The sequence below is a fragment of the Rudaea sp. genome (genome assembly GCF_036560865.1).
Taxonomy (GTDB): Bacteria; Pseudomonadota; Gammaproteobacteria; order Xanthomonadales; family Rhodanobacteraceae; genus Rudaea.
Genome location: NZ_DATBQK010000148.1, coordinates 1 through 22,720, shown reverse-complemented (window position 1 = coordinate 22,720; position 22,720 = coordinate 1). Strand labels below are relative to the sequence as shown.

The 22,720-nt window shown below is 62.0% G+C and carries 20 protein-coding genes; 10 read left to right on the top strand and 10 right to left on the bottom strand.

Features of this window, described 5'->3' with window-relative positions:
• From VIE67_RS14305 to VIE67_RS14290, 4 genes are all read right to left on the bottom strand, one after another.
• The coding region (locus tag VIE67_RS14305; RefSeq protein ID WP_332027125.1) for a hypothetical protein at positions 1-345 on the bottom strand (345 nt) is incomplete at its 3' end.
• A 103-nt stretch (positions 346-448) separates the two neighbouring features.
• Positions 449-766, bottom strand: coding sequence for a hypothetical protein (locus VIE67_RS14300; RefSeq protein ID WP_332027124.1), 318 nt, complete (start codon positions 764-766; stop codon positions 449-451).
• Between the two features lie 54 nt (positions 767-820).
• Complete coding sequence (locus VIE67_RS14295) at positions 821-1,165, bottom strand: hypothetical protein (protein ID WP_332027123.1); 345 nt, start codon at positions 1,163-1,165, stop codon at positions 821-823.
• 90 nt (positions 1,166-1,255) lie between these two features.
• Positions 1,256-1,783 (bottom strand): DUF2726 domain-containing protein, encoded by a 528-nt coding sequence (locus tag VIE67_RS14290; protein ID WP_332027122.1) that lies wholly within the window; start codon positions 1,781-1,783, stop codon positions 1,256-1,258.
• Between the two features lie 188 nt (positions 1,784-1,971).
• Here VIE67_RS14290 and VIE67_RS14285 point away from each other — a divergent pair, with 188 nt between their 5' ends.
• On the top strand, positions 1,972-2,994 hold the full coding sequence (locus VIE67_RS14285; RefSeq protein WP_332027121.1) for an integron integrase: 1,023 nt from the start codon (positions 1,972-1,974) through the stop codon (positions 2,992-2,994).
• A 311-nt stretch (positions 2,995-3,305) separates the two neighbouring features.
• Here VIE67_RS14285 and mfd read toward each other — a convergent pair whose 3' ends face one another.
• Entirely contained in the window at positions 3,306-7,052 is a 3,747-nt protein-coding gene (mfd, locus tag VIE67_RS14280; RefSeq protein WP_332027120.1) for a transcription-repair coupling factor, read from the bottom strand.
• Between the two features lie 165 nt (positions 7,053-7,217).
• Here mfd and VIE67_RS14275 point away from each other — a divergent pair, with 165 nt between their 5' ends.
• Positions 7,218-8,423 (top strand): efflux RND transporter periplasmic adaptor subunit, encoded by a 1,206-nt coding sequence (locus VIE67_RS14275; protein WP_332027119.1) that lies wholly within the window; start codon positions 7,218-7,220, stop codon positions 8,421-8,423.
• 10 nt (positions 8,424-8,433) lie between these two features.
• Positions 8,434-11,568, top strand: coding sequence for an efflux RND transporter permease subunit (locus VIE67_RS14270; protein ID WP_332027118.1), 3,135 nt, complete (start codon positions 8,434-8,436; stop codon positions 11,566-11,568).
• Between the two features lie 7 nt (positions 11,569-11,575).
• Here the strand turns inward: VIE67_RS14270 and VIE67_RS14265 are convergent, their stop codons facing one another.
• On the bottom strand, positions 11,576-11,977 hold the full coding sequence (locus VIE67_RS14265; RefSeq protein WP_332027117.1) for a DUF3224 domain-containing protein: 402 nt from the start codon (positions 11,975-11,977) through the stop codon (positions 11,576-11,578).
• A 181-nt stretch (positions 11,978-12,158) separates the two neighbouring features.
• On the opposite strand from VIE67_RS14265, the gene VIE67_RS14260 reads away from it, so the two are divergent.
• A complete protein-coding gene (locus VIE67_RS14260) occupies positions 12,159-13,472 on the top strand; it encodes a metal-dependent hydrolase family protein (protein ID WP_332027116.1) in 1,314 nt (437 codons plus the stop codon).
• Between the two features lie 370 nt (positions 13,473-13,842).
• Here the strand turns inward: VIE67_RS14260 and VIE67_RS14255 are convergent, their stop codons facing one another.
• Together VIE67_RS14255 and VIE67_RS14250 are read right to left on the bottom strand one after the other, a co-directional pair.
• A complete protein-coding gene (locus VIE67_RS14255; RefSeq protein WP_332027115.1) occupies positions 13,843-14,895 on the bottom strand; it encodes a class I SAM-dependent methyltransferase in 1,053 nt (350 codons plus the stop codon).
• A 178-nt stretch (positions 14,896-15,073) separates the two neighbouring features.
• Positions 15,074-15,700: a GNAT family N-acetyltransferase gene (locus VIE67_RS14250; protein ID WP_332027114.1), complete on the bottom strand. Its 627-nt coding sequence runs from the start codon at positions 15,698-15,700 to the stop codon at positions 15,074-15,076.
• 107 nt (positions 15,701-15,807) lie between these two features.
• Here VIE67_RS14250 and VIE67_RS14245 point away from each other — a divergent pair, with 107 nt between their 5' ends.
• Both VIE67_RS14245 and VIE67_RS14240 read left to right on the top strand, forming a co-directional pair.
• Positions 15,808-16,212 carry an MmcQ/YjbR family DNA-binding protein gene (locus tag VIE67_RS14245; protein ID WP_332027113.1) on the top strand — a complete coding sequence of 135 codons (405 nt, stop codon included), beginning with the start codon at positions 15,808-15,810 and terminating at the stop codon, positions 16,210-16,212.
• A 90-nt stretch (positions 16,213-16,302) separates the two neighbouring features.
• Entirely contained in the window at positions 16,303-17,211 is a 909-nt protein-coding gene (locus VIE67_RS14240) for a cation diffusion facilitator family transporter (RefSeq protein ID WP_332027112.1), read from the top strand.
• A gap of 114 nt (positions 17,212-17,325) precedes the next feature.
• Here the strand turns inward: VIE67_RS14240 and VIE67_RS14235 are convergent, their stop codons facing one another.
• Complete coding sequence (locus VIE67_RS14235; protein ID WP_332027111.1) at positions 17,326-17,916, bottom strand: DUF1353 domain-containing protein; 591 nt, start codon at positions 17,914-17,916, stop codon at positions 17,326-17,328.
• Positions 17,917-17,992: 76 nt separating this feature from the next.
• On the opposite strand from VIE67_RS14235, the gene VIE67_RS14230 reads away from it, so the two are divergent.
• The 3 genes from VIE67_RS14230 (at position 17,993) to VIE67_RS14220 (ending at position 20,448) form a co-directional block, all read left to right on the top strand.
• Positions 17,993-18,871: a phytanoyl-CoA dioxygenase family protein gene (locus VIE67_RS14230; RefSeq protein ID WP_332027110.1), complete on the top strand. Its 879-nt coding sequence runs from the start codon at positions 17,993-17,995 to the stop codon at positions 18,869-18,871.
• 92 nt (positions 18,872-18,963) lie between these two features.
• Complete coding sequence (locus tag VIE67_RS14225) at positions 18,964-19,884, top strand: hypothetical protein (protein WP_332027109.1); 921 nt, start codon at positions 18,964-18,966, stop codon at positions 19,882-19,884.
• 30 nt (positions 19,885-19,914) lie between these two features.
• Positions 19,915-20,448, top strand: a complete 534-nt coding sequence (locus tag VIE67_RS14220; protein ID WP_332027108.1) for a CcdC protein domain-containing protein — start codon at positions 19,915-19,917, stop codon at positions 20,446-20,448.
• A 16-nt stretch (positions 20,449-20,464) separates the two neighbouring features.
• On the opposite strand, the gene VIE67_RS14215 is transcribed toward VIE67_RS14220, so the two are convergent.
• On the bottom strand, positions 20,465-21,316 hold the full coding sequence (locus VIE67_RS14215) for a 23S rRNA (adenine(2030)-N(6))-methyltransferase RlmJ (protein WP_332027107.1): 852 nt from the start codon (positions 21,314-21,316) through the stop codon (positions 20,465-20,467).
• 82 nt (positions 21,317-21,398) lie between these two features.
• Here VIE67_RS14215 and VIE67_RS14210 point away from each other — a divergent pair.
• Positions 21,399-22,720: copper resistance system multicopper oxidase (locus VIE67_RS14210; RefSeq protein ID WP_332027106.1), on the top strand; the 1,322-nt coding region annotated here is incomplete at its 3' end.

Sequence of the window (22,720 nt, the reverse complement as noted above, 5' to 3'; positions counted from 1 at the left end):
GCCATCGTCGAAGCCGGTCGTAACGGCATGAGCGCGCGCTATTGCGGAACCGGCGAGTTGGGGGGTTGCCAGCGAAATAACTAGCGCGTTTTGAATTTGAGCTAGAACCGCCTGCCAGTCCTCGGATTGACCGAACGGGAGCGAGAAATAGTGCGCACGTGGAAAGTACGGTGGACTGACTGCCCACTCGTTCGAATTCGCGTCGAATTCACTTGCTCCAGACAGATAGGCGCAGTAGCCGCTCTCTGCTTGGAACAGCCCAATGTTGAATGCCACGATGCTGTGATCGGGCGGCACACTTGTGAGGACTTCGGCTAGCCAAGCCGCCAGTTGCGAACTGAGCATTTGCGAACCTAACGCTTGAGCTAAGCGGCCGCTGCCGCAGTGCACAGCATGTTAGCGCAACCTCTCCGCAGCGGGTCCGCTTGAGCGCATGGTTAGCTGCGATCTACGAACCAAAGCCGTTGGGCAGTAGGCGAACCTCGGTGGCGAGGCAAACGCCATTGCCGCCAGCAAGCGGGCGAACACCCAGGATTGTGCCTTGCGGCCCGAGCTCTGCTTGAATGACAACGACCGATTCTTCGGAGCCGTCCCCAAGAGTGTGGATAGCGCAGCAAGGCAACTGCATTTGAACTGCAGCGGTATCGCCTTCGACATAGAACACGGCAGCACCGGCAAGAACATCGGCCTCGGTGGCAGGCCGACCAGCAACGGATGGCGCGCTGCGCCAGTCGCTTGCTTGAATTGGTCCCCATAGATCATTCATAGAAGCTAACGCTAGAGTTAAGCGGCGGCGTAGCCGTCCGCCTTGAACGAGATGTTAGGTGACCGCGCTGCGCAGCTTGAGCTCGAGGCACGCACCCGGAAAGTGGTGGTAGTAGTTTTTGCAAAAAGTCTCCTCATCGTTGGCTTGTGAAAGCCAAGAGGACAGAGCAGGCATATTGTTAGCTGAGCTGAAGGCATGTAGAGCTGTTATTGCATTGGACTCCATGTCCTCAAGCGGGCCGAAACTGCCCGAATTTCGCACGGCGTAGTCTATGAGCCACAAGTTGTAGATGGCTAACTGAATTGGTGCAAGGCTCTCAATGCCTTGAGATGACTTTCTTTCGATGATGTCGCCGCCAATTTCAACGAGCCAACTCTCAAGACCATAGTCATCTTGCATCGGACACCTAACGCTTGAGCTAAGCGGCTGCCGCCGCGAACGTTGCGATCTTAGCGCAGACCGACATCGGCAGTCCGCTTGAGCGAATAGTTATGTGGCAACCGCCGCGGCAACCGGTACCACGCTGATGACCGAAGCAAACTGCGCTTGCAGCTCTTGCACGGAATATGCGCGCTTTGCAGGGACTTGAAAAAGCGGCAGACCAATTGCTGCGCAGACGTTGGTGAGCAACTCGTCTCGTACTTGCACGCGCTTCGTGGAATGCGAGCCGTCGTTGAGCTCCACGGCGCAAACGACTGAAAGATCGGAAGCGCGGCATACCACGAAGTCGAAGTGCTTTGCGGCAACACGATTGAGTGCGCCTTGCCGCGCGGCTGTACCCAAACCAGGCTTGACCGTTGCGAGATCGGCAACGCGAACCTTGCCAAAAACGCGATGCTCTGAACCTACGGCTTGATCGAGCACACCGAGGAACGAACGCTCAGCGGACGAGAACAAGGCTTTTGCGGGAACGTACGGAAAGCCAACCTTGGAACCGGTGCCAGATTTCTTACCTGCGACCGCAAGGAACGCCGCAGCCACGACAACGACAATAACCAGAATAAGAACCCACGACATGCGACTGACTCCCCTGTTGCCACATAACTACTATTGGGTTGAAGAACGCCGTCTAGTTCCGCAGCCTAGATCGGGCCGGAGGCTTTTCGATAGCGACAAATTCCTACAAAAATCATCCGTATTCCGCCATTACGCAGCCTAATCCTTCGGCCTAATCTTGCGGTGTTTCTTTCCGGGCGGGAGTGTCGATGAAAGCATCCCACGAGGCTGGTGGAGTGGCAAGTACCGGGGCGAGTCTGGCGGCAAACGGCCGGCCGCGGCGCCTGCTTGACGAGGTGCACGCACGCGCGCGTCGATTAGGCTTGGCGTTGCGGACTGAGGAGGCGTACCTGGGCTGGATTCGGCGCTTCGTTCTTTTCCACGGCAAGCGCCATCCGGTGACGATGGGCGCGCGCGAGGTGGAGGCGTTTCTCACTGCGCTGGCGGTGAAGGATCGCGTTTCCGCATCGACACAGAATCAGGCGTTGGCAGCGCTGTTGTTTCTGTATCGCGAAGTGCTCGGAGTCGCGCTGCCGTGGATGGACGACATCCGTCGCGCGAAGAGGCCGCAACGGTTGCCCACGGTACTGACTCGCGATGAGGTCGCCGGGTTGCTCGAGCAGATGAACGGTACGCTGTGGCTTGTGGCGAGCCTGTTGTACGGCAGCGGCCTGCGTCTTCTCGAAGGCTTGCGTCTGCGCGTAAAGGATGCGGACTTCGCGCGGCGTGAGGTGACCGTTCGCGATGGCAAGGGCGGCAAGGACCGGCGCACGATGTTGCCCGCGACCCTGATCGCACCGCTGCTGGCGCAGATCGACGAGGCCGGACGCATTCATCGCGCCGATCTCAACGCCGGATTCGGCGCGGTGTGGTTGCCCGATGCGTTGGCGCGCAAGTATCCACGGGCAGCACGCGAGTGGGGTTGGCAATATGTGTTCCCGGCGGCGCAGCGTTCGCGCGATCCGCGCGACGGCACGGTGCGTCGGCAGCACATTGACGAATCAACGATCCAGCGTGCGATCAAGCAGGCACGTGTGCGTGCGGAAATAACCAAGCCGGCAACCTGCCATACGCTGCGCCACTCGTTCGCAACGCATCTGCTCGAAGCGGGGCAGGACATTCGCACGATCCAGGAACTGTTGGGGCATGCGGATTTGAGCACCACGATGATTTATACGCACGTACTCAATCGTGGCGGCCGCGGCGTGATGAGCCCGCTGGATTGGTCTTGATTTGATACGGCCCGGTGATGCTTGAACTCAAACCCACCGCGTATCGTTGAACAATTCAGAGCGCAGAACCCATGTAGTCGCTTCCCTTGCGTAGCGGGGGAAGCTGTCCGCAGGGCTGACGCCCCAAAAGGAAGTCCCCTTGGGGGATGGGGGCGCTTTTGCCATGTCCGAACAAGCGCAAGAGCACCCCCTTCCGCCTTCGGCACCTTCCCTCGCTGCGCAGGGGAAGGAAAAGCGATCTCCGCACTGGTGTTAGTTGGGGCATTTCAAACTTCAGCTGGCCGCATTAGGTTGCGAACCGTCTGCGCTGTCTATTCGGCAACGCGCCCGCCGAGCGCAACGAGCAACGTCTGCGCCGCGCCGATGCGTTCGGCGGCGCCGGGCAGTTCGAGGCGTACCTTGAGTTTGTCCTGACCGTCGAGTGAGTATACTTTTGGCTGGGTCTGGATCAGCTTGATCACGCGCAGCGAGTCGATGTTCGGCTGCGGCTTGAACAGCACGCGGCCGCCTTTCTCGCCGAGTTCGAGTTTGCGGATGCCCATCGCGGTGGCGGCGAGCTTGAGCGCCGCGACGACGAACAGGTGCTTGATCGGAATCGGCAGCAATCCGAAACGGTCGATCATCTCGACCTGCAGCTCGCGCAGCGCGTGCGCGTCGCGCGCGCTGGCGATGCGTTTGTACAGGGTCAGGCGCGCGTGCACGTCGGGCAGATAATCGTCGGGGATCAACGCGGGAATATGCAGTTCGACCTCGGCGTCGTGCTCGTTGACCAGATCGAAATCGGGCACCTTGCCGCTCTTCAGCGCGCGCACGGCGCGTTCGAGCAGCTCGTTGTACAGCGAGAAGCCGACTGCTTCGATCTGGCCGCTCTGTCCCTCGCCGAGCAGTTCGCCGGCGCCGCGGATTTCCAGATCGTGGGTGGCCAGGGTGAAGCCTGCGCCGAGTTCTTCGAGCGCGGCGATGGCGTCGAGGCGTTTTTCCGCATCGGCGGAAATCGAGCGTCGGTCGGGCACGATCAGATACGCATAAGCGCGATGGTGCGAGCGCCCGACGCGGCCGCGCAGCTGGTGCAGCTGAGCCAGACCGAAGCGGTCGGCACGGTTGATCACGATGGTGTTCGCGCTTGGCACGTCGATGCCCGATTCGATGATCGTCGTGCACACCAGCACATTGAAGCGCTGGCGGTAGAAATCCAGCATCACCTGTTCGAGTTCGCGCTCCGGCATCTGGCCGTGGGCGATGCGCAGGCGCGCCTCGGGAATCAGTTCGCCAAGTTCGCGTGCGGTTTTCTCGATCGTCTCGACTTCGTTGTGCAGGAAGTATACTTGGCCACCGCGCGCGAGTTCGCGCTGAAATGCCTCGCGCACGAGTGCCGCGTCGTAAGGCGCGACGAAGGTTTTTACCGCGAGGCGATGCGACGGCGGCGTGGCGATGATCGACAGATCGCGCAGGCCGGACATCGCCATGTTCAAGGTGCGCGGAATCGGCGTCGCGGTCAGGGTGAGCAGGTCGACTTCGGCGCGTAGTTTCTTCAGCGCCTCCTTCTGGCGCACGCCGAAACGCTGTTCCTCGTCGATAATGACGAGACCGAGATTCTTGAACTTGATATCGGGTTGCAGCAGGCGATGCGTGCCGATCATCACGTCGATGCGGCCTTCACGCAGCTGCACCAAGGCCGCGTCGATTTCCTTCTTCGACTTGAAGCGCGAAATGACTTCGACGCGCACCGGCCAGTCGGCGAAACGGTCGCGGAAATTCTGGTAGTGCTGCTGCGCGAGCAGAGTGGTCGGCACGAGCAGGGCGACCTGCTTGCCGGCGATCGCGGCGACGAACACGGCGCGCAGGGCGACCTCGGTCTTGCCGAAACCGACGTCGCCGCAGACCACGCGATCCATTGCCTTGCCCGACGCCAGATCGGCGATCACCGTCTCGATCGCCTGCAATTGATCCGGCGTTTCCTCGAACGGGAACGACGCGGCGAATTGCTCGTACAGCGTGCGATCGTAAGTGAATGCGTGGCCTTGGCGCGCTTCGCGCTGCGCGTACAACCCGAGCAGTTCGGCGGCGACGTCGCGCACCTTCTGCGCGGCCTTGCGTTTGGCGCGCTCCCAGGCATCGCCACCGAGGGCGTGCAGCGGCGCCAGTTCCGGCGCCGCACCGGCATAGCGCGAGACCAGATGCAGCTGCGCGACGGGTACGTATAGTTTGTCGCCTTTTGCGTATTCGATACAAAGAAACTCGCCGCGGGCCTCATCATCTTGCAGCCTGCGGCCGACATCGAGCTTGAGCAGCCCCTGATAGCGGCCGACACCGTGATCCGCGTGCACGATCGGCGCACCGATCGTGAGTTCGGACAGGTCGCGCAGGATCGCCTCGGGCTCGCGGATCGCATGCTTGCGCCGCCGCGTCTGCCGAGCGCGCTCGCCGTAAAGCTGGCGGTCGGTGAGGACGGTGAGCGCGGGTTCGGTGAGGGCAAAGCCGTCGTCGAGCGAGGCGACGGTGATGCAAAAACGCCGATCCCCCTCTCCCGTCGCGCTGCGCGCGCCGACCTCTCCCGCAAGGGGAGAGGTGAACTCATCCTTCGTCACGGCCGGGGGAGAGGTGACCTCATCCTTCGTTACGGTCGGGAGAGAGGTGACCTCGTCTTGGGTCACGGTTGTCGGCGTTGGCGATTTGCTCAAGCCCCTCTCCCCTCGCGGGAGAGGGGTTGGGGAGAGGGGGAGGGCGTTCAGAAATTCCGGCCACGAAGCGATAACCTGCGGATACAGACTCGCCGCGCCAAGCTGCTCGACCAACGCCTCACGTCGTCCGGCCGAATCGGCCGCAATCAGCACACGACCCGGATACGCATCGAGAAAGCGTTTCAGTTCCTGCGCCGGCTCTTCGCCGCGCTGATTGAGCGGCACATTCGGCGCGGGTTGCGTGCCGAGATCGACGGCATGCGGCTGCTTCCGACCATCCATGGTCTGCGCAGCACTTGGGCTCCTGCCCGGCGCGTTGTTCCCATCGCGCGCGACGATTTCCACGCGCAGTGTGCGGTTCAGGCGCTCGCGCAATTCCTGCGGCGACAGATAGAGTTCGGTCACCGGCAGGATCGGCCGCTCGATATCGTGCGCGCGGCTTTCGTAGCGCGTTTGCGCTTGTTGCCAGAAACCTTCGGCCGAGTCGAGCGCATTTTCGGCGAGCACGAACACCGATTCGGTGCTCAGATAATCGAACAGCGTTTCCGTGCGCTCGAAGAACAGCGGTAGGTAATACTCGATGCCGGCGGGCGTGGTGCCTTCCTTGATGTCCTGATAGATCGGGCAACGGCGCGGGTCGATCGGGAAACGTTCGCGCAAGGTGTTGCGGAACGCCTTCACCGATTCCTCGGTCAGCGGAAATTCGCGCGCGGGCAACAAATTCACTTTTTCCACTTTGTGCGCGGAGCGCTGCGTTTCCGGATCGAAGGTGCGGATCGAGTCGATCTCGCGGTCGAACAGTTCGATGCGATAAGGCTCGGCGCTGCCCATCGGAAAAATGTCGAGCAGCGCGCCGCGCACGGCGAAGTCGCCCGGTTCGAGTACTTGCGGCACGTTACGGTAGCCGGCAGCTTCGAGGCGGCGCTGTTCGGTGCCCAGATCGAGCGTCTGCTTGAGCGCGAGCACCAGGCTCGATCCGCCGATGAAACTGCGCGGTGCGAGGCGCTGCATCAAGGTCGATGCGGGCACCACGAGCACGCCGCGACGCGTCGTCGGCAGTCGATACAGAGTGGCGATGCGTTGCGAGACGATTTCCGGGTGCGGAGGAAACAGGTCGTAGGGCAGGGTTTCCCAATCGGGGAAATGCAGCACATCGATAGCGCTCGCCGCAGCGTGTCGCGCGGTGAATGCGCGCAGGTCTGTTTCCAGCGTGTGCGCCGCGTGCGTGTCGCGCGTGACCGCCACAATAAGCCCGGTATGCGCGCGCGCGGCCGCGGCAATCGCCAGCGCGAGCGCGCTGCCGTGCGGCGCATTCCAGTAACGGCGCTGCTTGATATCGTGCGGCAGCGGCGGATTGAGTAGAGGTGATTCAGTCATGGTTTGCAAAACAACAACAGCGCCGGAACGCAGAGCGGCCAGCGCGAAGGGGTGCGGATTGTACTCCGCGACGATGCTTGCGCGCTGTACGCTTGCTGTGGATTCTTCACATTTATTTACCCGCCCGGTGTCCGTGATTGCGGCGCCATCAGCGATAATTACGCAATGACATCAAACAATTCGAATGCGACCGGCATGTGCAGACCGGCAAACCTTCCACGCGCACGCGTCGCGAGCGCAGCGATCATCACCTGCTTCCTGTTCGGCTGTTCCGCGCCGCCGCCGCCCGCTGCCGCACCGGCCGCGCCGGTCAGCGTAGTCAGCGTGCAGCGCAAGAGCATGCCCGATCTGGTCACTGCCGTCGGTACGGTCGAAGCGATCAACAGCGTGGCGGTGAAATCGCTGGTCGACGGCCAGCTGCTGGAAAGCGAGGTGAAGGACGGCGACGAGGTCAAGGCCGGGCAACTGCTGTTCAAGATCGATCCGCGGCCCGCGCAGGCAGCGCTCGCCCAGACGGATGCCGCCTTGGCCAAGGATGTCGCCGCGCGCGAGCTGGCCAAGGCGCAGGTCGATCGTTATCGGCCGGTGGCGACGAAAGGCTTTATTTCGGCCGACCAGATGCAGCAGTACGTGACCGCGTTTGAAGCCGCGGCCGCGAGCGTGAAGGTCGATCAGGCCAATGTCGCGGCGGCGAAGCTGACCCTGGGCTACACCGATATCTACGCGCCGTTCGCCGGGCGCGCCGGCCGCATCCTGGTGCAGCCGGGCAATCTGGTGAAGGCGAACGACACCAACGCCTTGCTCGTGATCAACCAGATCGCGCCGATCTTCGTCAACTTCGCCGTGCCCGGCGCCTACGTCGAACGCGTGCGCGCGGCACAGGCGAAAGGCGCGCTCGGCGTGCAGGCGCGCTTTGATCAAGGGGCGGGTGCGGGCACGCAAACGCCGCAAAGCGGAGTTGTGGCTTTTGTCGACAATGCGGTCGATCCGGCCACCAATACGGTGAAGCTGCGCGCGAATTTCGCCAACGCGGGCGAAACCCTTTGGCCCGGCCAGTTCGTCAACATCTCGCTCACGCTCAGCACCGATGCCGATGCGATCGTCGTGCCGGATGCGGCGGTCAAGGCCGGACCGAATGGCAGCTACGTATTCGTGGTCAAGCCCGATCATCGCGCCGAACAGCGCAGCGTCATCGCTGCGCGCAGCGTCGGCGGTGAAACGGTGATCGAAAAGGGACTGAGCGCCGGCGAGACCGTGGTCATCAACGGCCAGTCGCGTCTGGCCGACGGTACGGCGGTAAGGATCGCCGACGCCAAACCTGCCGCAGACGGCGCTACCGGCGCGGACGCTGACGCGGCGACCCGCAAGTGAGCGCGAGCGCATGAGCGTTTCGGAGATTTTCGTCCGCCGTCCGGTGATGACCACGCTGGTCATGATCGGCATTCTCGTGTTCGGCATCGCCGCGTATCGACTGCTGCCGGTGTCGGATCTGCCCAACGTGGATTTCCCGACAATCCAGGTGCAGGCGAACTTGCCCGGTGCGTCGCCCGAGACGATGGCTTCGGCGGTCGCCACGCCGCTGGAGAAGCAGTTCTCGAGTATTCCGTCGCTCGACTCGATGACCTCGCTCAGCGGCATCGGCCAGACCCTGATCACGTTGCAGTTCACGCTCGACCGCGACATCGACGCCGCCGCGCTCGACGTGCAGTCGGCGATTTCGGCGACGCTCGGCCAATTGCCGCCGACGATGACCGTTCCGCCGACTTTCCACAAGGTCAACCCGGCCGACTCGCCGATCTTCTACGTCGGCATGTCGTCGAAGACGCTGCCGCTGTGGAAAGTGGACGAGTACGCCGAGTCGCTGCTCGCCCAGCGCCTGTCGATGGTCGAAGGCGTCGCCTTGGTCAACGTGTACGGCTCGACCAAGTATGCCGTGCGCATCGACGTCGATCCGGCGGCGCTCGCCAGTCGCGGCCTCGGCATCGACCAGGTGCAGAGCGCGGTGGCCAGCGGCAACGTCAATCTGCCGACCGGCACGCTGTACGGCAGCAACCGCACGTATACGATAAACGTCAACGGCCAGTTCGACGCCGCCAAGCCGTTCGGCAGGCTGATCGTCGCCTATCGCAACGGTGCGCCGGTACGCCTGGACGATGTCGCGCACGTCTACGACGGCGTGCAGAACGACAAGCACATCGCCTGGTTCGACGGCGAGCGCAGCGTGCTGCTGGCGATCCAGAAGCAGCCGGGCGTGAACACGATCGCGGTGGTCAAGCGCATTCGCGACGTGCTGCCGGGATTCGAGAAGCAGCTGCCCGGCGGCGCCGATCTCAAGGTGTTCTACGACCGCACCCAGAGCATCCGCGCCGCGGTCGACGAAGTGCAGTTCAGCCTCGTGCTTGCGCTGATCCTCGTGGTCCTGGTGATCTTCGTGTTCCTGCGCAACCTGTCGGCGACGGTGATTCCTTCGCTGGCGCTGCCGATGTCGATCGTCGGCACGTTTGCGGTCATGTATCCGTTCGGCTACAGCCTGGACAACCTGTCGCTGATGGCGTTGACGCTGTGCGTGGGCTTCGTCGTCGACGATGCCATCGTCATGCTTGAGAACATCTCGCGCCACATGGAGATGGGCAAGACCCGGCTTGTCGCGACGCTCGATGGCGCGCGCGAGATCGGCTTCACCATCGTGTCGATGACGCTGTCGCTGGCGGCCGTGTTCATACCGGTGATGTTCATGGGCGGCATCATCGGACGCCTGCTGCACGAATTCGCGGTGGTCATCGTCGCCGCGGTGCTGGTGTCGGGGTTTGTGTCGCTGAGTCTGACGCCGATGCTGTGCAGCCGCATGCTCGCCTCGCATCAGGGCGAGCGCCATGGTCGCATGTACGCGTTCTTCGAGCGCGCGTTCGACGGCATGCAGGGCTTTTACCGGCGCACGCTGCGCCTGTGTCTGGATCACCGGCGCTGGGTGCTGCTCGCGTTCGCGGCGATCCTGGTCGCCACCGTGGTGCTGTTCGTGCGCGTGCCCAAGGGCTTCCTGCCCAGCGACGACACCGGCCAGCTGTTCGTGTTCACCGAGGCCGACGAAGACGTCGGTTTCGACGAGATGGCGCAAAAGCACAACGCGGCGGCGAAGATCATCCTGCAGGATCCGGCCGTCTCCGGCGTGATGTCGTTCATCGGCGTTTCCGGCAGTAGCGCCACGCTGAACCTTGGCCGCATGATCGTCACGCTCAAGCCGCGCAGCGAGCGCGGCTCGCCAGAACAGGTGATCCAGGAACTGCGGCCCAAGCTCACTGGCATACCGGGTTTCAAGGTCTACCTGCAGAACATCCCGATCATCCGCATCGGCGCGCATCTGACCAAGACCGAGTTTCAGTACACCTTGCAGGACATCGATACGCACGAACTGTTCGGCTTCGTGCCCAAGGCGGTTGCGGCAATCGCCGCGCTGCCGGGATTCCAGGATGTGACCAGCGACCTGCAGATTGCCACGCCGCAGGTGAATGTGAAGATCGACCGCGACGCCGCCGCTGCCGTCGGTGTCAGCGCAGCGCAGATCGAAAGCGCTTTGTATACCGCATTCGGTCCGCAGCAGGTGTCGACCATCTACACCTCGATCGACCAATACTGGGTCGAGATGCAAGTCGATCCGCGGCGCCAGAACGATCCCGACGTACTCGGCCAGATCTACGTGCATGCGGACAGCGGACAGCTCGTGCCGCTGTCGGCATTGGCCCATTTCGACAAGACCGTGGGACCAGCCTCGATCAGCCATCTCGGACAGGTGCCGGCCGTGACGATCTCGTTCAATCTGGCGCCGGGCGTATCGCTATCTCAGGCGGTCCAGCGCATCGACGCCGCCGTCGCCAGGCTGAAGGTGCCGGAGACGATCACCGGCTCGTTCCAGGGCACGGCGCAGGCGTTTCAGTCGTCGATCGCCGGCATGGGCATGTTGCTGGTGCTGGCGATCTTCGTCATCTACCTCGTGCTCGGCATCCTCTACGAGAGTTTCATCCATCCGTTGACGATACTGTCCGGACTACCGACCGCAGCCTTCGGCGCTTTGCTCACCCTGCTGATTTTTCACATCGATCTGAATCTGTATTCGGCGGTCGGCTTGATCATGCTGATCGGCATCGTCAAGAAAAACGCGATCATGATGATCGACTTCGCGGTCGAGGCAGAACGCGGCGGCAAGACGGCGGAAGCGGCCATCTTCGATGCCTGCCTCGTGCGTTTCCGGCCGATCATGATGACCAGCTTCGCGGCTTTGTTCGGCACCTTGCCGATCGCCTTGGGCCTCGGCGCCGGCGCCGAGTCGCGGCGGCCGCTCGGCGTGGCCGTGGTCGGCGGCTTGCTCACTTCGCAGGTGTTGACGCTGTACCTGACACCGGTGATCTATGTTTATTTCGATCACTTCCAGAAGTGGCTGCGGCGGCGTCGCAGGCGCACGCACAGCCATATCGAACACGGCGCGCTCGACGGGCCGGGCGCCGACACGCAGGGCGCCTGAAGATCGATCAGGCGTCGCCCAGCGCGTAGTCGAATTCGTAGGAGTGCTTGCCGTCGGCGATAATGATGTTCATCGTGCCGCTCAGCCCGGCGAGTTCGCCGCTGCCTGAATCCGGCACGACGACGATGTTGAGATAGGGTTCTCCGCGCGTCATCGTCGCGTTGTGTTGCAGGACGAAGCTGCCGCTGCGCCCGTGCAGCGTGCCGGTCACGCGCTCGATCGCGACATAGCCGGCCGAGCCTTTGACGCTGCCCATCGCGCTGAGCATTTCGCCCTTGCTCAGCGCATCGAGGTCGCCGTGGAATTGCTTGTCGATCGACATGCGGGCCAGACTGGCACCCACATCCTTGTTGTAGACATCGAGCGCCTGCAGTTGAACATCGAAAGAGCCCACCGCATGATTTTTCATTGCCGTTCCCTTCGCCATCGCTTCGCGCTTTGCCGGTAAGGACGCCAGCGTAACCTATCGCTGCTGGATCGAAAAACGCGACATGGCGGCGATGCGCGAGCGGCCGTGTCGCTTCGGGGACGAGCGCATGCTGGTGTAGACTCGACCGCCCGCTGTCGGGCTGTCTTTGTCGGGAAATTCCGTGGTTCGAGCACAACGATTGGGCTTCGCGCTGCTGCTTGCCGCAGCCTGTACGGCAAACGCCGATGCGAAAGACGTCGTGATTCATGCGGGCACCCTGATTGACGGCATCGCGCAAACGCCCCGGCACGAGGTGTCGATAACGATACGCAACGACGAGATCGTTGCGGTCGAGGCCGGGTTCAAGACGCCCGCCGACGCGACGGTGATCGATCTGTCGAACGCGACCGTCCTGCCGGGGTTCATCGACTGCCATGTGCACATATCCGCGAAGTTGCCCAGTCGCACCAACGCGACTGAGGACTGGCTTACCCATTCGGATATCGACCGCGCGTTCGATGCGGCTTTGTATACCCGGCAGATGCTGCAGCAGGGCTTCACCAGCGCGCGCGATGTCGGCGGTGGCGATGAAACCGTCGCGGTGCGCAATGCGATCGCGTCGGGCCGGATTGCCGGGCCACGCCTGTGGGTCTCGCTCGAACCGCTCGGGCCGACCGCGGGACACGGCGATCCGAAGAACGGGCTCGATCCCAAACTCACGCACGCCGGTTGGCAGAACGGCATCGTCGATACGCCCGACGAGGCGCGTATCCGCGTGCGCGAACACAAACGCCGCGGCGCGGATCTGATCAAGATCATGCCGTCGGGCGGCATCGCCTCGACCGGCGACGATCCGCGCCAGCAGTTGATGACCAATGAGGAAATGCGCATCGTCGTCGACACCGCGCATGCGCTGGGCATGAAGGTCGCCGCGCATATCTATCCGGCCGGCGCGATCGAGAACGCGGTGCGTGCGGGCGTCGATTCGGTCGAGCATGGCTCGTTCGCGACGGCACAGACGTTCGCCCTGATGAAAGAGCATGGTACGTATCTCGTGCCGACCTTGACCGTGTATGACGTGTTTTATGCGGCCGCGCGCGATCATCCCGAATTGCTGACGCCTGGCACCGCGCCGAAGGAATTGGCCAACGATCTGCTGCCGAAAAAAAATCTGCCGCTCGCGATCAAGTCGGACGTGAAGATCGCCTACGGCACGGATATCGGCGAAGGCAATCACGCGATGGAGTTCGATCTGTTGGTTGCCAATGGCATGAGTGCGCTGCAGGCGATTTTCGCCGCGACGCGCAATGCCGCCGACCTGATCGGCGCATCCAATCGCATCGGCTCGGTGCAGGCCGGGCGCTTTGCCGATCTCGTTGCGGTTGCCGGCGATCCGCTAAAAGATCCTGCGCAGTTGCAGCACGTGCAGTTCGTCATGAAAGGCGGCGTTGTCTACCGCGCGAATGGTGCGCCGACGGCGGCCGGCACGAACTGACGAGATCGCCCCGGCTTGGTCTGTGCAGGCTGCCAGAGACTGTTTAGCGAGTTCGTCGGCTGGGGGAATCCCATTGTCACCTCTCACGCTAGCGGCGACCATAGGGAGTGCACAGCGGAGAGGTCGGCGCGCATAGCGCGCCGGGTGAGGGTGGCGCAACATGGAGCGGTGTGCGCTTCACCTGCGCCAGCCTCATTCGCGTTACACGCCGCTCCTGCGGCGTGCCCTTCGGGCCGGCTGCGCCGTTCGCTTCGGCATCCTGCCTTCGCAGTCGGCACCTTCTCAGCTGTGCACTCCCTCTGGTCGCCGCCAGCGGGAGAAGGGAATGAAAGCGTCGTATGTAAAGTTATTTACGGAACGGCACACCAGTTCACAGCCGTGCTTCAAGCACCAGATTGAACGGCGTTTCGGTCGCGCGGCGGAAGCTCTTGAAGCCGCCCTGATCGACGACCACTTTACGCAAGCGCGCTTCACCGGCTTGTGCGCCGAGCGCAGGACCGTTGCGCGCGAGCGAGACCGGCACGCAGATCTGCGCCGAGGCGCCGAACATGACGCGCCCGACCGGATTGTGATTGTCTTCGGTCTTGTCGCAGGCGAACGGTTCGACCAGCATCACCGTGCCGTCGCTTTTCAGCGCCGTGCGCGCATGTTTCGCCGCACCGCCAGGATCGCCCATGTCGTGCAGGCAATCGAAGAACGCGATCAGATCGAAATCGCGGCCGGGATAGCTGACCGCGTCGGCGGTCTCGAAGCGCGCGTTGTTGACGCCGGCCTTGGCGGCGCGCTCGCGCGCCACGTCGATCGAGGGGCCGTGATAGTCGTAACCGACGAATTCGGATTGCGGGAACGCCTGCGCCATGAGCACTGTGCTCGCACCATGGCCGCAACCGATGTCGGCGGCCTTGCCACCGCGTTTCAACTTGTCGACCACGCCGTCGAGCGCGGGCAGCCACGAGCCGAGCAGGTTGGCGTTGTAGCCGGCGCGGAAAAAGCGCTCGGTGCCGTGGAACAGGCAGGGATGATGTTCGCCCCATTCCATGCCTTTTCCACTTTTATAATTTTCCGTCGTGCGATCGAGCGCGTGGAACACCGCTTCGACGATGAATTGCGCGCCGGCCAGATCGACCGGGCCATTCGGATCGGCCAGACACAGCGCCTGCTCCGCGCTCAGCGAATATTTGCCGCTACCCTTGTCGTACTGCACGTAGCCGCCGGCCGCCTGATTGTTCAGCCATTCGCGCACGTAGCGCTCGTGCGTGCCGGTGCGCTGCGCGAGTTCGGCGGAGGTCGCCGCCTCCTTGGCGAGCGCCTTGTAGAAACCGAGACGGTCGCCGACGATCATCAGGGTCGAACTGATTGCGGCGCCCAGATCGCCGACCGCCTTGCCGAGAAATGCATTGAGCTTGTCTGCATCGATATTCATGACTGTTCTCCTACCCGAGGAAACGAAACACGTCTGCCGCGGCGGCGCCGGGCAGGGGAGACGAGGGCGAGTAGAAACGGAGAGCTGTTAGTTACTTGCTTCCGGAACAGTCACAGGAGATTACACCCAATCGCGGTGCCGGGGATTCCCGAGCGGAATCGCTCGTCGTCGCTTGCGCTTACAGTGCCAGTTGCACGCGCAACACGCCCGGATTGTGCGCCGTCATGCTGCGCTGGAAGCCCAGCGCATCGCACAGGGCGAGCATTGCCCCGTTTTCCATCAGCACGTCGCCCCACAGTTCGATCACGCCGAGCTTGCGCGCGGAATCGATGACGCGCCGCATCAGCAGCGTACCGAAGCCCTGGCGATTGAAACGGCCTTCCAGCACGATCGCGAATTCCGCATGGTCGAGCACCGCGTCGACGTGAGCGCGCGCGACAGCGTAGATTTCCGGCGTGCCCGCATCGTCCGGCGCGGCGAGCACCCATGCGAAGGCGAGCGCAGGATCGAGCTCGCACAACTCGCGCGCGAAGGGTTCGGGCAATTCGTTGAGCGGATGCAGGAAGCGCATGCGCACTTCTTCGGGCGTGAGTCGGCTGAAGAAGCGCTGCAGCGCCTCGACATCGTCGACGCGGATCGGGCGCAGGACCAGTGCGGTCCCGTCGCGCGCGGTCAGCGTCTCGACAACGTCGTCTACGCGGCGCAGGGCACGCACGAAGTAACTGCGCCGCGGCGGCGGGCGCATGCCGAAAAGCGGCTTGACCCGGCGCTCGGCGTGTCTGGCGGGATTTGTTACATTGTTCATGCGTTTGAGCATGCGGTCGCGCTCTGGAGCAGACTACCTAATCCTGGTGGTCCCGGTTCAGCAAGATGACTGCGGTGAAAATAACAGATGGTTCAACGGGGATGGCAATGAACGCGACGGAACTGGAAAAATTGTGTGTCGACTGGCCGGGTGTGACCAGCAGCGTGAAGTGGGAAGACGATCTGGTGCTCAGCGTATCCGGCAAGATGTTCGCGGTGTTCTGCCTGCGCGGGCCGCATCGCGAACGCATTTCGTTCAAGGTGGATCCGGAACGTTTTCTCGAACTGACCGATCAGCCTGGCATCACGCCGGCAGCGTATATGGCGCGTGCGTTCTGGATCACGATCGCCGAACCCGACCGCTTCGCGCGCCCGAAGCTCGCGCAGTTCATCCGTCGCGCCTACGATCTCGTGCGCGCGCGCCTGAGCAAGAAGCAGCAGGCCGTGCTGGCGGAGATGGAAAGTGTCGGCGCGCCGACAAAATCCGCAAAAGCCAAGTCAGGCAAAGCCTGACGGCGATGGACTTGTGGCACATACGGCATGCCTATGTGCCGATGATAAACTTGGCCACTGACAGCATGGTGGCAGCAGATCGGGGCCCGAATGTCCGGCAAGGCTGATTCGCTCAAAACTATTTTTCTTGCGCTCGGCGCGAACTTCGCGATCTTCGTTTCCAAGGCGGTCGCGGCCTTTCTCACTGGCTCGGGCGCGATGACCGCCGAAGCCGTGCACTCGCTCGCCGATTGTGGCAACCAGTTGCTGCTGCTGTTCGGCATGCGCGGCGCGCGCGCGCCGGCGACGGACGAACACCCGCTCGGCCGCGGCAAGGAAATATACTTTTGGTCATTTCTTGTCGCGCTGCTGCTGTTCAGTGTCGGCGGCGCGTTCTCGCTCTACGAAGGCCTGCACAAACTGGGTGCGCCAGAGCCGCTGCGCTGGCCCTGGGTCGCGATCGGCGTACTCGCGTTCGGCATCGTTGCCGAGAGTTTCTCGATGTGGGGCTGCCTCACCGAAGTGAACAAGGCGCGCGGCAACCTTTCGCTGTGGCGCTGGTTCCACCAAAGCCGGCAGAGCGAACTGATCGTGATTTTCGGCGAGGATCTCGCCGCGCTGTTAGGTCTCACTTTCGCGCTCGCCGCCGTGCTGGCGACGTATGCCACCGGCGACCCGATCTACGATGCGATCGGAACGCTCGCCATCGGTGCGCTGCTGGTCGTGGTCGCTGTGTTCGTTGCGATCGAAGTGAAGGCGCTGCTGATCGGCCAGAGCGCCGATCCGGCGACACGGGTGGCGATCCTCGATTTTCTCAATGGCCGCGCCGAGGTCGAGCACGTGTTCAAGGTGATCACGCTGCAGCTCGGCAACGAAGTGATGGTCGCGATCAAGGCCGAGATGGCCGGCGATCCGTCGACGATCAACGTGGTCGACTCGATCAACGCCGTCGAAGCCGCGATGAAGGCACAGTTCCCGGAAATCCGCTGGAGCTTTTTCGAGCCGGATGTGAAGGACTGAGCGAAGGCTCAGACCTCCGCCGTCCGCTCACAGCTCAAATGCGTGCTGCTTTACGGCGTGTCGGCCGCGCTGTTTTGACGGGATGGGATCGGCTGCTCCTTGTTTCGCGGGAGCTCATCTCGCAGGAGGAGTGCTGACGCGAATCTTGAACAAAAGCACTCCCGGGAGTTTGCCCTTCTCGAAGAGTTCTACCGGCGGATTGCAGGACTGCGCTTTGTCCCACAACGACTTTGCGATGGGCGAGTTCACAGCTTCGTATATCGCCCAAAGCGCATTGGCGCTCTCTATTTCCGGATTCGCCACCATCATCGTCTTGATGCCTTCTGCAAGAATGCTTGCGGATCTCTCAAATGTGATGTCGCGGTAGGCTGGTATATCGCAATGATGGGCCTCGAAAAGCCAATCGTGGATTATGTATGCTGGCGCATAACCCCAGGGTGACAGGCCAGGAACCCCCCAAAACAACTGCGGAATTGAGCCTCCGTCCGTGTACATTTTCTGGGGTTGAATGACTCTTTGATCGGACGTGGTAAATCGAAGCGGATTTTCTTCGCTTGGCATGTAGATGAACTGGTTGGGCTCGATCCAGCGAACATCCAGGTCCCCCTTGAATTCGCCATGGCCTGTTTTTTGATAAATGACCTGCGCACAGGAAGTGCATAGAAGGAACAACACAAGCACTAGTGAGGTTCTGGACATCGACATGGCAGTCTCCTCGGCTCGGCGGAGTTTACCGGGTAAGCCGAGGATGAGAATCTATACGGAATCTCGGAGATTGCTTGTGCCCGTCACCCGTTGCTCCACGCTTCCATCCGGCCACCTCCCTGGCGATGCGGTCGCAGCCTTCCATCGCGACGGGGTGCTCGTCATCGAAGGCTTCAAGCGCAAGGACGAATGCGAGGCCTTGCGCACGCGCGCGAACGAACTCGTGCTCGAACACGGACCGAAGGCGGCGGGCACGATCTTCTCGACCAAGCGGCCGCAGCATCAGGACAGCCAATACTTTCTCGACTCGGCCTGCGGCATCGGCGTGTTCTTCGAGGAAGAGGCGTTCGATGCGCAGGGCAAGCTCGCGTATCCGCTGCCGCTCGCGGCGAACAAGCTTGGCCACGCCATGCACGACCTCGATCCGGTGTTCTCGGAATTTTCCAAGGGCCTCGCGCTGCAGGCGGTCAGCGAAAGTCTTGGTGTCGCCGATCCGCGCGTGATGCAGTCGATGTACATCTTCAAGCAGCCGGGCATCGGCGGCGAAGTAGTCTGCCACCAGGATTCGACCTACCTCTACACCGAGCCGATGTCGGTGATCGGCTACTGGTTCGCGATCGACGACGCGCACACCGGCAACGGCTGTCTCGGCGGCCTGCCCGGCGAACATCGCAAGGGCATGAAGAACCTGTTTCGCCGCCAAGCCGACGGTCAGCTCGATACCGAAACGGTCAACGATGCCATCGACTGGGATATGCAGCAGCTCGAATGGCTGGAAGTGCCAGCTGGCACACTGATCGTGTTCAACGGCTGCTTCCCGCATCTGTCCAAAGCGAATCGCTCAGCGCAGGCGCGACATGCGTATACCTTGCATGCGGTCGATGGCGCGTGTGCGTATCCGGCGGATAATTGGCTGCAGAGGTCGATTGATCGTCAGGCGGTGGGGTTTGTTTAGAAAACATCTAGGCTGAAGCTATGTTAGAAACAAGCCGCAAGAAAATTTCCACCGTCCCATTCGTATTTGCGCAGCTGTAAGGGAGACTCGGAATGGCTTTTGACCTGATCAAGCTACTGCTCGTCACAGTTGTTGCGTTGGCGACAAACGGTTGCTCTTCGTCGGATCACCAGCCTGCACCTGCACAGCCGACGAAACAGAATCCAACAAAGATACTTCAACGCAGTCAGCCGTCTCCGCCTGATCCTTCTTATCCGCCGCCGCCGCAGCAGCTCCCTCCCATTGAAAATCGTGTGGACGTTATCTTTGAAGCTAAACGCGTTAGTGAACAGAACGAATCCGCAATACAAGGATGGACAAACCTTCCGTTTGATTCCAAATTATGGTTTCTAGTAGTAGATCCGCGCGGCGTTGCTGCACAGAAAAATGGAACGTATTTTGTTGTCGGCCAGGGTGGGTACTTCAGAATTGGGCCCCTTGGTCCCGCTGAGGGAATTCCCCCAGGCACATACACTCTCCGGGTGGGTTCAGTCGTAGCGCAAATGCAGCCTCCTAATGTGCGTGCGGTCATAGGAAAAAACGGAGAGAACCTTCGCGGACCGCTGATTGAGAGCGACGGTGGCACTCTTTATACCGAATTTTCGTTCACTATCGGAGGCGAAGTGGGGAACGAACTGCAACAGAAAGAGTTCGAACAAGACGCTTCGTTGGTCAATGATGTTGCGCAGGGGATAGATGGTCTATTTCATCGGTTGCAATCAAATTGTGATAAAGACACAGCATATTTCGTAAGCGATTTTCAAACACGACTCCGGCAACTACAGGGGCGGCTTGACCACACGGTTGGAGGATCGCCCAGCTGGAGTCTTTGGGAAGCCGGAAACGCGCTTAGCAGGATGCCGAGCGACAAACCCGGATGCGCCGAAAGGTCAGATGAGGAGTCCTACCAAGAAGACGTTGCCGAGTTCCATAAGTTCATGGCCGAGGCCAAAGAAAAAGCTGCCATTCGGTGATAACGGACTCGCCACTTCAGGAATAAATACATGGACCAAAAACTGATCTTCCCCATCCTGATGGGCGCACTCGTGCTGTTCGCCATCTACCGTCGCGTGCGCCGTAATATCGGGCGGCAACCGGTGAGCGTGAAGCGCATGCAGTTCCGCGTTGGCATCTTGTGCGTGATCGGCGCGTTGTTTGCGTTCGGTGCGACGCGCGACATGAGTCTGTTTGGCGCCCTGCTTGCGGGCGTGGCGGCTGGAGCGGCGCTCGGCTGGCTCGGGTTGCAGCACACGAAATTCGAGGCGACGGCGCAGGGGAATTTCTATACACCGCACACGTACATTGGCATCTTCGTATCGGTGCTGCTGCTGGCGCGCATCGCCTACCGGTTTCTGGCCGTCTATCCGTCCATGCACGCGGCAGCGCAGGCGGACCAGAATCCATTCGCGGCGTATCAGAAGAGTCCGCTCACGTTGGCGATTTTCGGCGTCGTGATCGGCTACTACATTTTCTATTACATCGGTGTGCTGCGGACGAGCAAGAGTCTGTCGCCGTCCACGGCGATTTCGAATAGTTGAGCGTTCCTGCTTGGCGTCATTCGCCCGTCAGCCACTCCACGCGCTGCGACGCGTGCGCATCGCGCGCGAGCAGGTGCGCCAGCTCGGGCAGCAATTCCTTGAGCCAGCGATCGAATTGCCAGGGCGGATTGACGATGACCATGCCGCAGCCGTTGAGGCGCAGTGGCGAGTCGTCGGGATGCAGCATCAGCTCGACCATCAGCGTTTTCTTGATGCCCTTGCTCGCGAACCGGCGATAGAACGGCAGCACGGCGCGGCGCAGCTTGATCGGATACCAGACCGCATACATGCCGGTGGGCCAGCGCGCGTACGCCGATTCCAATGCGTTGCGGATCAGGCCAAATTCCGCATGCTGCGCCTCGAACGGCGGATCGATCAGCACGAGGCCGCGGCGTTCCTTCGGCGGCACCAGTCCTTCGAGCGCGACATAACCGTCGCGCTGATGCACTCCGATGCGCGCGTCGTGCGCGAACAGCGCCTTGAGTTTCGCGGCTTCGTCGGGCTGCAATTCGCAGAGTGCGGCGCGATCGGTCGGGCGCATCAGCAGACTCGCGATCAGCGGCGAGCCGGGATAGATATTCAGATGGCCGTTCGCGTCGGCGGAATTGGCAGCGCGCAGCAAATCGAAATACGGGCGCAGGGCGTCGGGCAGCGATGGGGCGATCAGCAGGCGCTGCACGCCGTCGACGTGTTCGCCGGTCTTGCGCGCTTCCTCGTCGCGGAAATCGTATTTGCCCGCGCCTGCGTGCGTGTCGATGTAGCAGAACGGCGCCGGTTTCGCTTTCAACGCGTCGATCAGGCCGACGAGGATGGCGTGCTTGAAGACGTCGGCGAAATTGCCGGCATGGAAGGCGTGGCGATAGTTCATCTTGGAGGCGGAATGTCACAGCGGGTTGTGCAAGGCCGTCCAGTGTAGCAATGTGACGCCGTCCAGACCGGTCTTGCATTCGATGAATTTCCCCGAAATCCCGCCAAGCTTCTTTTCGCGCCGTCGTTTTGTGCAAGGCATTGCACTGGCCGGACTCGGCCTGTGGCGTGATTCGACTCATGCACTAGCGGCCGGCACGGCGCCGGTGTTGTCCGGCAGCGAGTTCGATCTCAGCATCGGCACCGCAGCGGTCAACTTCACCGGCGCGCCGCGTACGGCGACGGTCGTCAACGGCAGTCTGCCCGCGCCGATTCTGCGCTGGCGCGAGGGCGACACGGTGACCCTGCGCGTGCGCAACACCTTGCCGACGACGAGTTCGATCCATTGGCACGGCATGATCCTGCCGGCGGATATGGACGGAGTACCGGGCCTGAGCTTCATGGGCATCGCGCCGGGCGCGAGCTACACCTATCGCTTCGCGGTGAACCAGTCTGGCACCTATTGGTATCACAGCCATTCGCGTTTCCAGGAACAAACCGGCTTATATGGCGCGATCGTGATCGAGCCGCGTGGCGGCGAGCGCCATCGAACCGAGCGCGATCATGTTGTATTGCTGTCGGACTGGAGCGACAGCGATCCCGAGCGTCTGTACGCGACGCTGAAGAAACAGAGCGACTACTATAATTTTGGTAAAAGTACACTCGGCGACTTCCTGCGCGATGCGCAGTCGCAAGGCGTCGAGGCGGCGTTGCGTGAACGCGATATGTGGAACCAGATGCGCATGGATCCATCTGACCTTGCTGACGTTTCCGGCTATGCCTACACCTATCTGATGAACGGCGCGACGCCCGCGGCGAACTGGACTGCATTGTTCGCGCGCGGCGAAAAGGTGCGCCTGCGCTTTATCAATGGCTCGTCGATGAGCTTTTTCGATGTGCGCATTCCGGGTCTGCAGATGCGCGTGGTCGCGGCGGACGGGCAGGCCATCGAGCCGGTCACGGTCGACGAATTCCGCATCGGCACCGCCGAGACCTATGACGTCATCGTGCAGCCAAACGATGATCGCGCCTACACGATCTTTGCGCAGTCGATGGATCGCTCGGGCTACGCACGCGGCACGCTTGCACCGCGCGCGGGCATGCAAGCCGATGTGCCGGCGCTCGATCCACGCCCGATGCTGAGCATGCGCGACATGATGGGCGAGATGAGCATGGATCATGGCGCGATGCCCGGCATGGATCATGGCGCGATGGCGGGTATGGATCACAGCACGATGGATATGGCGATGCCCGCTTCGGCGCACGCCGCGCCGCTGCAAACCGGCCCCACGGTCGATATGACAGTGCCAACGCCGCGCGCGAATCTCGACGATCCCGGTATCGGTTTGCGCGACAACGGCCGGCG

Bases quoted from the DNA above. Each gene is read 5' to 3' on its own strand.
- VIE67_RS14265 (WP_332027117.1), bottom strand. From the start codon at position 11,977: ATGAAAAATCATGCGGTGGGCTCTTTCGATGTTCAACTGCAGGCGCTC.
- VIE67_RS14290 (WP_332027122.1), bottom strand. From the start codon at position 1,783: ATGTCGTGGGTTCTTATTCTGGTTATTGTCGTTGTCGTGGCTGCGGCG.
- VIE67_RS14295 (WP_332027123.1), bottom strand. From the start codon at position 1,165: ATGCAAGATGACTATGGTCTTGAGAGTTGGCTCGTTGAAATTGGCGGC.
- VIE67_RS14250 (WP_332027114.1), bottom strand. From the start codon at position 15,700: ATGAACAATGTAACAAATCCCGCCAGACACGCCGAGCGCCGGGTCAAG.
- VIE67_RS14285 (WP_332027121.1), top strand. From the start codon at position 1,972: ATGAAAGCATCCCACGAGGCTGGTGGAGTGGCAAGTACCGGGGCGAGT.
- VIE67_RS14245 (WP_332027113.1), top strand. From the start codon at position 15,808: ATGAACGCGACGGAACTGGAAAAATTGTGTGTCGACTGGCCGGGTGTG.
- VIE67_RS14300 (WP_332027124.1), bottom strand. From the start codon at position 766: ATGAATGATCTATGGGGACCAATTCAAGCAAGCGACTGGCGCAGCGCG.
- VIE67_RS14275 (WP_332027119.1), top strand. From the start codon at position 7,218: ATGACATCAAACAATTCGAATGCGACCGGCATGTGCAGACCGGCAAAC.
- VIE67_RS14215 (WP_332027107.1), bottom strand. From the start codon at position 21,316: ATGAACTATCGCCACGCCTTCCATGCCGGCAATTTCGCCGACGTCTTC.
- VIE67_RS14225 (WP_332027109.1), top strand. From the start codon at position 18,964: ATGGCTTTTGACCTGATCAAGCTACTGCTCGTCACAGTTGTTGCGTTG.
- VIE67_RS14270 (WP_332027118.1), top strand. From the start codon at position 8,434: ATGAGCGTTTCGGAGATTTTCGTCCGCCGTCCGGTGATGACCACGCTG.
- VIE67_RS14240 (WP_332027112.1), top strand. From the start codon at position 16,303: ATGTCCGGCAAGGCTGATTCGCTCAAAACTATTTTTCTTGCGCTCGGC.
- VIE67_RS14255 (WP_332027115.1), bottom strand. From the start codon at position 14,895: ATGAATATCGATGCAGACAAGCTCAATGCATTTCTCGGCAAGGCGGTC.
- VIE67_RS14235 (WP_332027111.1), bottom strand. From the start codon at position 17,916: ATGTCGATGTCCAGAACCTCACTAGTGCTTGTGTTGTTCCTTCTATGC.
- mfd (WP_332027120.1), bottom strand. From the start codon at position 7,052: ATGACTGAATCACCTCTACTCAATCCGCCGCTGCCGCACGATATCAAG.
- VIE67_RS14220 (WP_332027108.1), top strand. From the start codon at position 19,915: ATGGACCAAAAACTGATCTTCCCCATCCTGATGGGCGCACTCGTGCTG.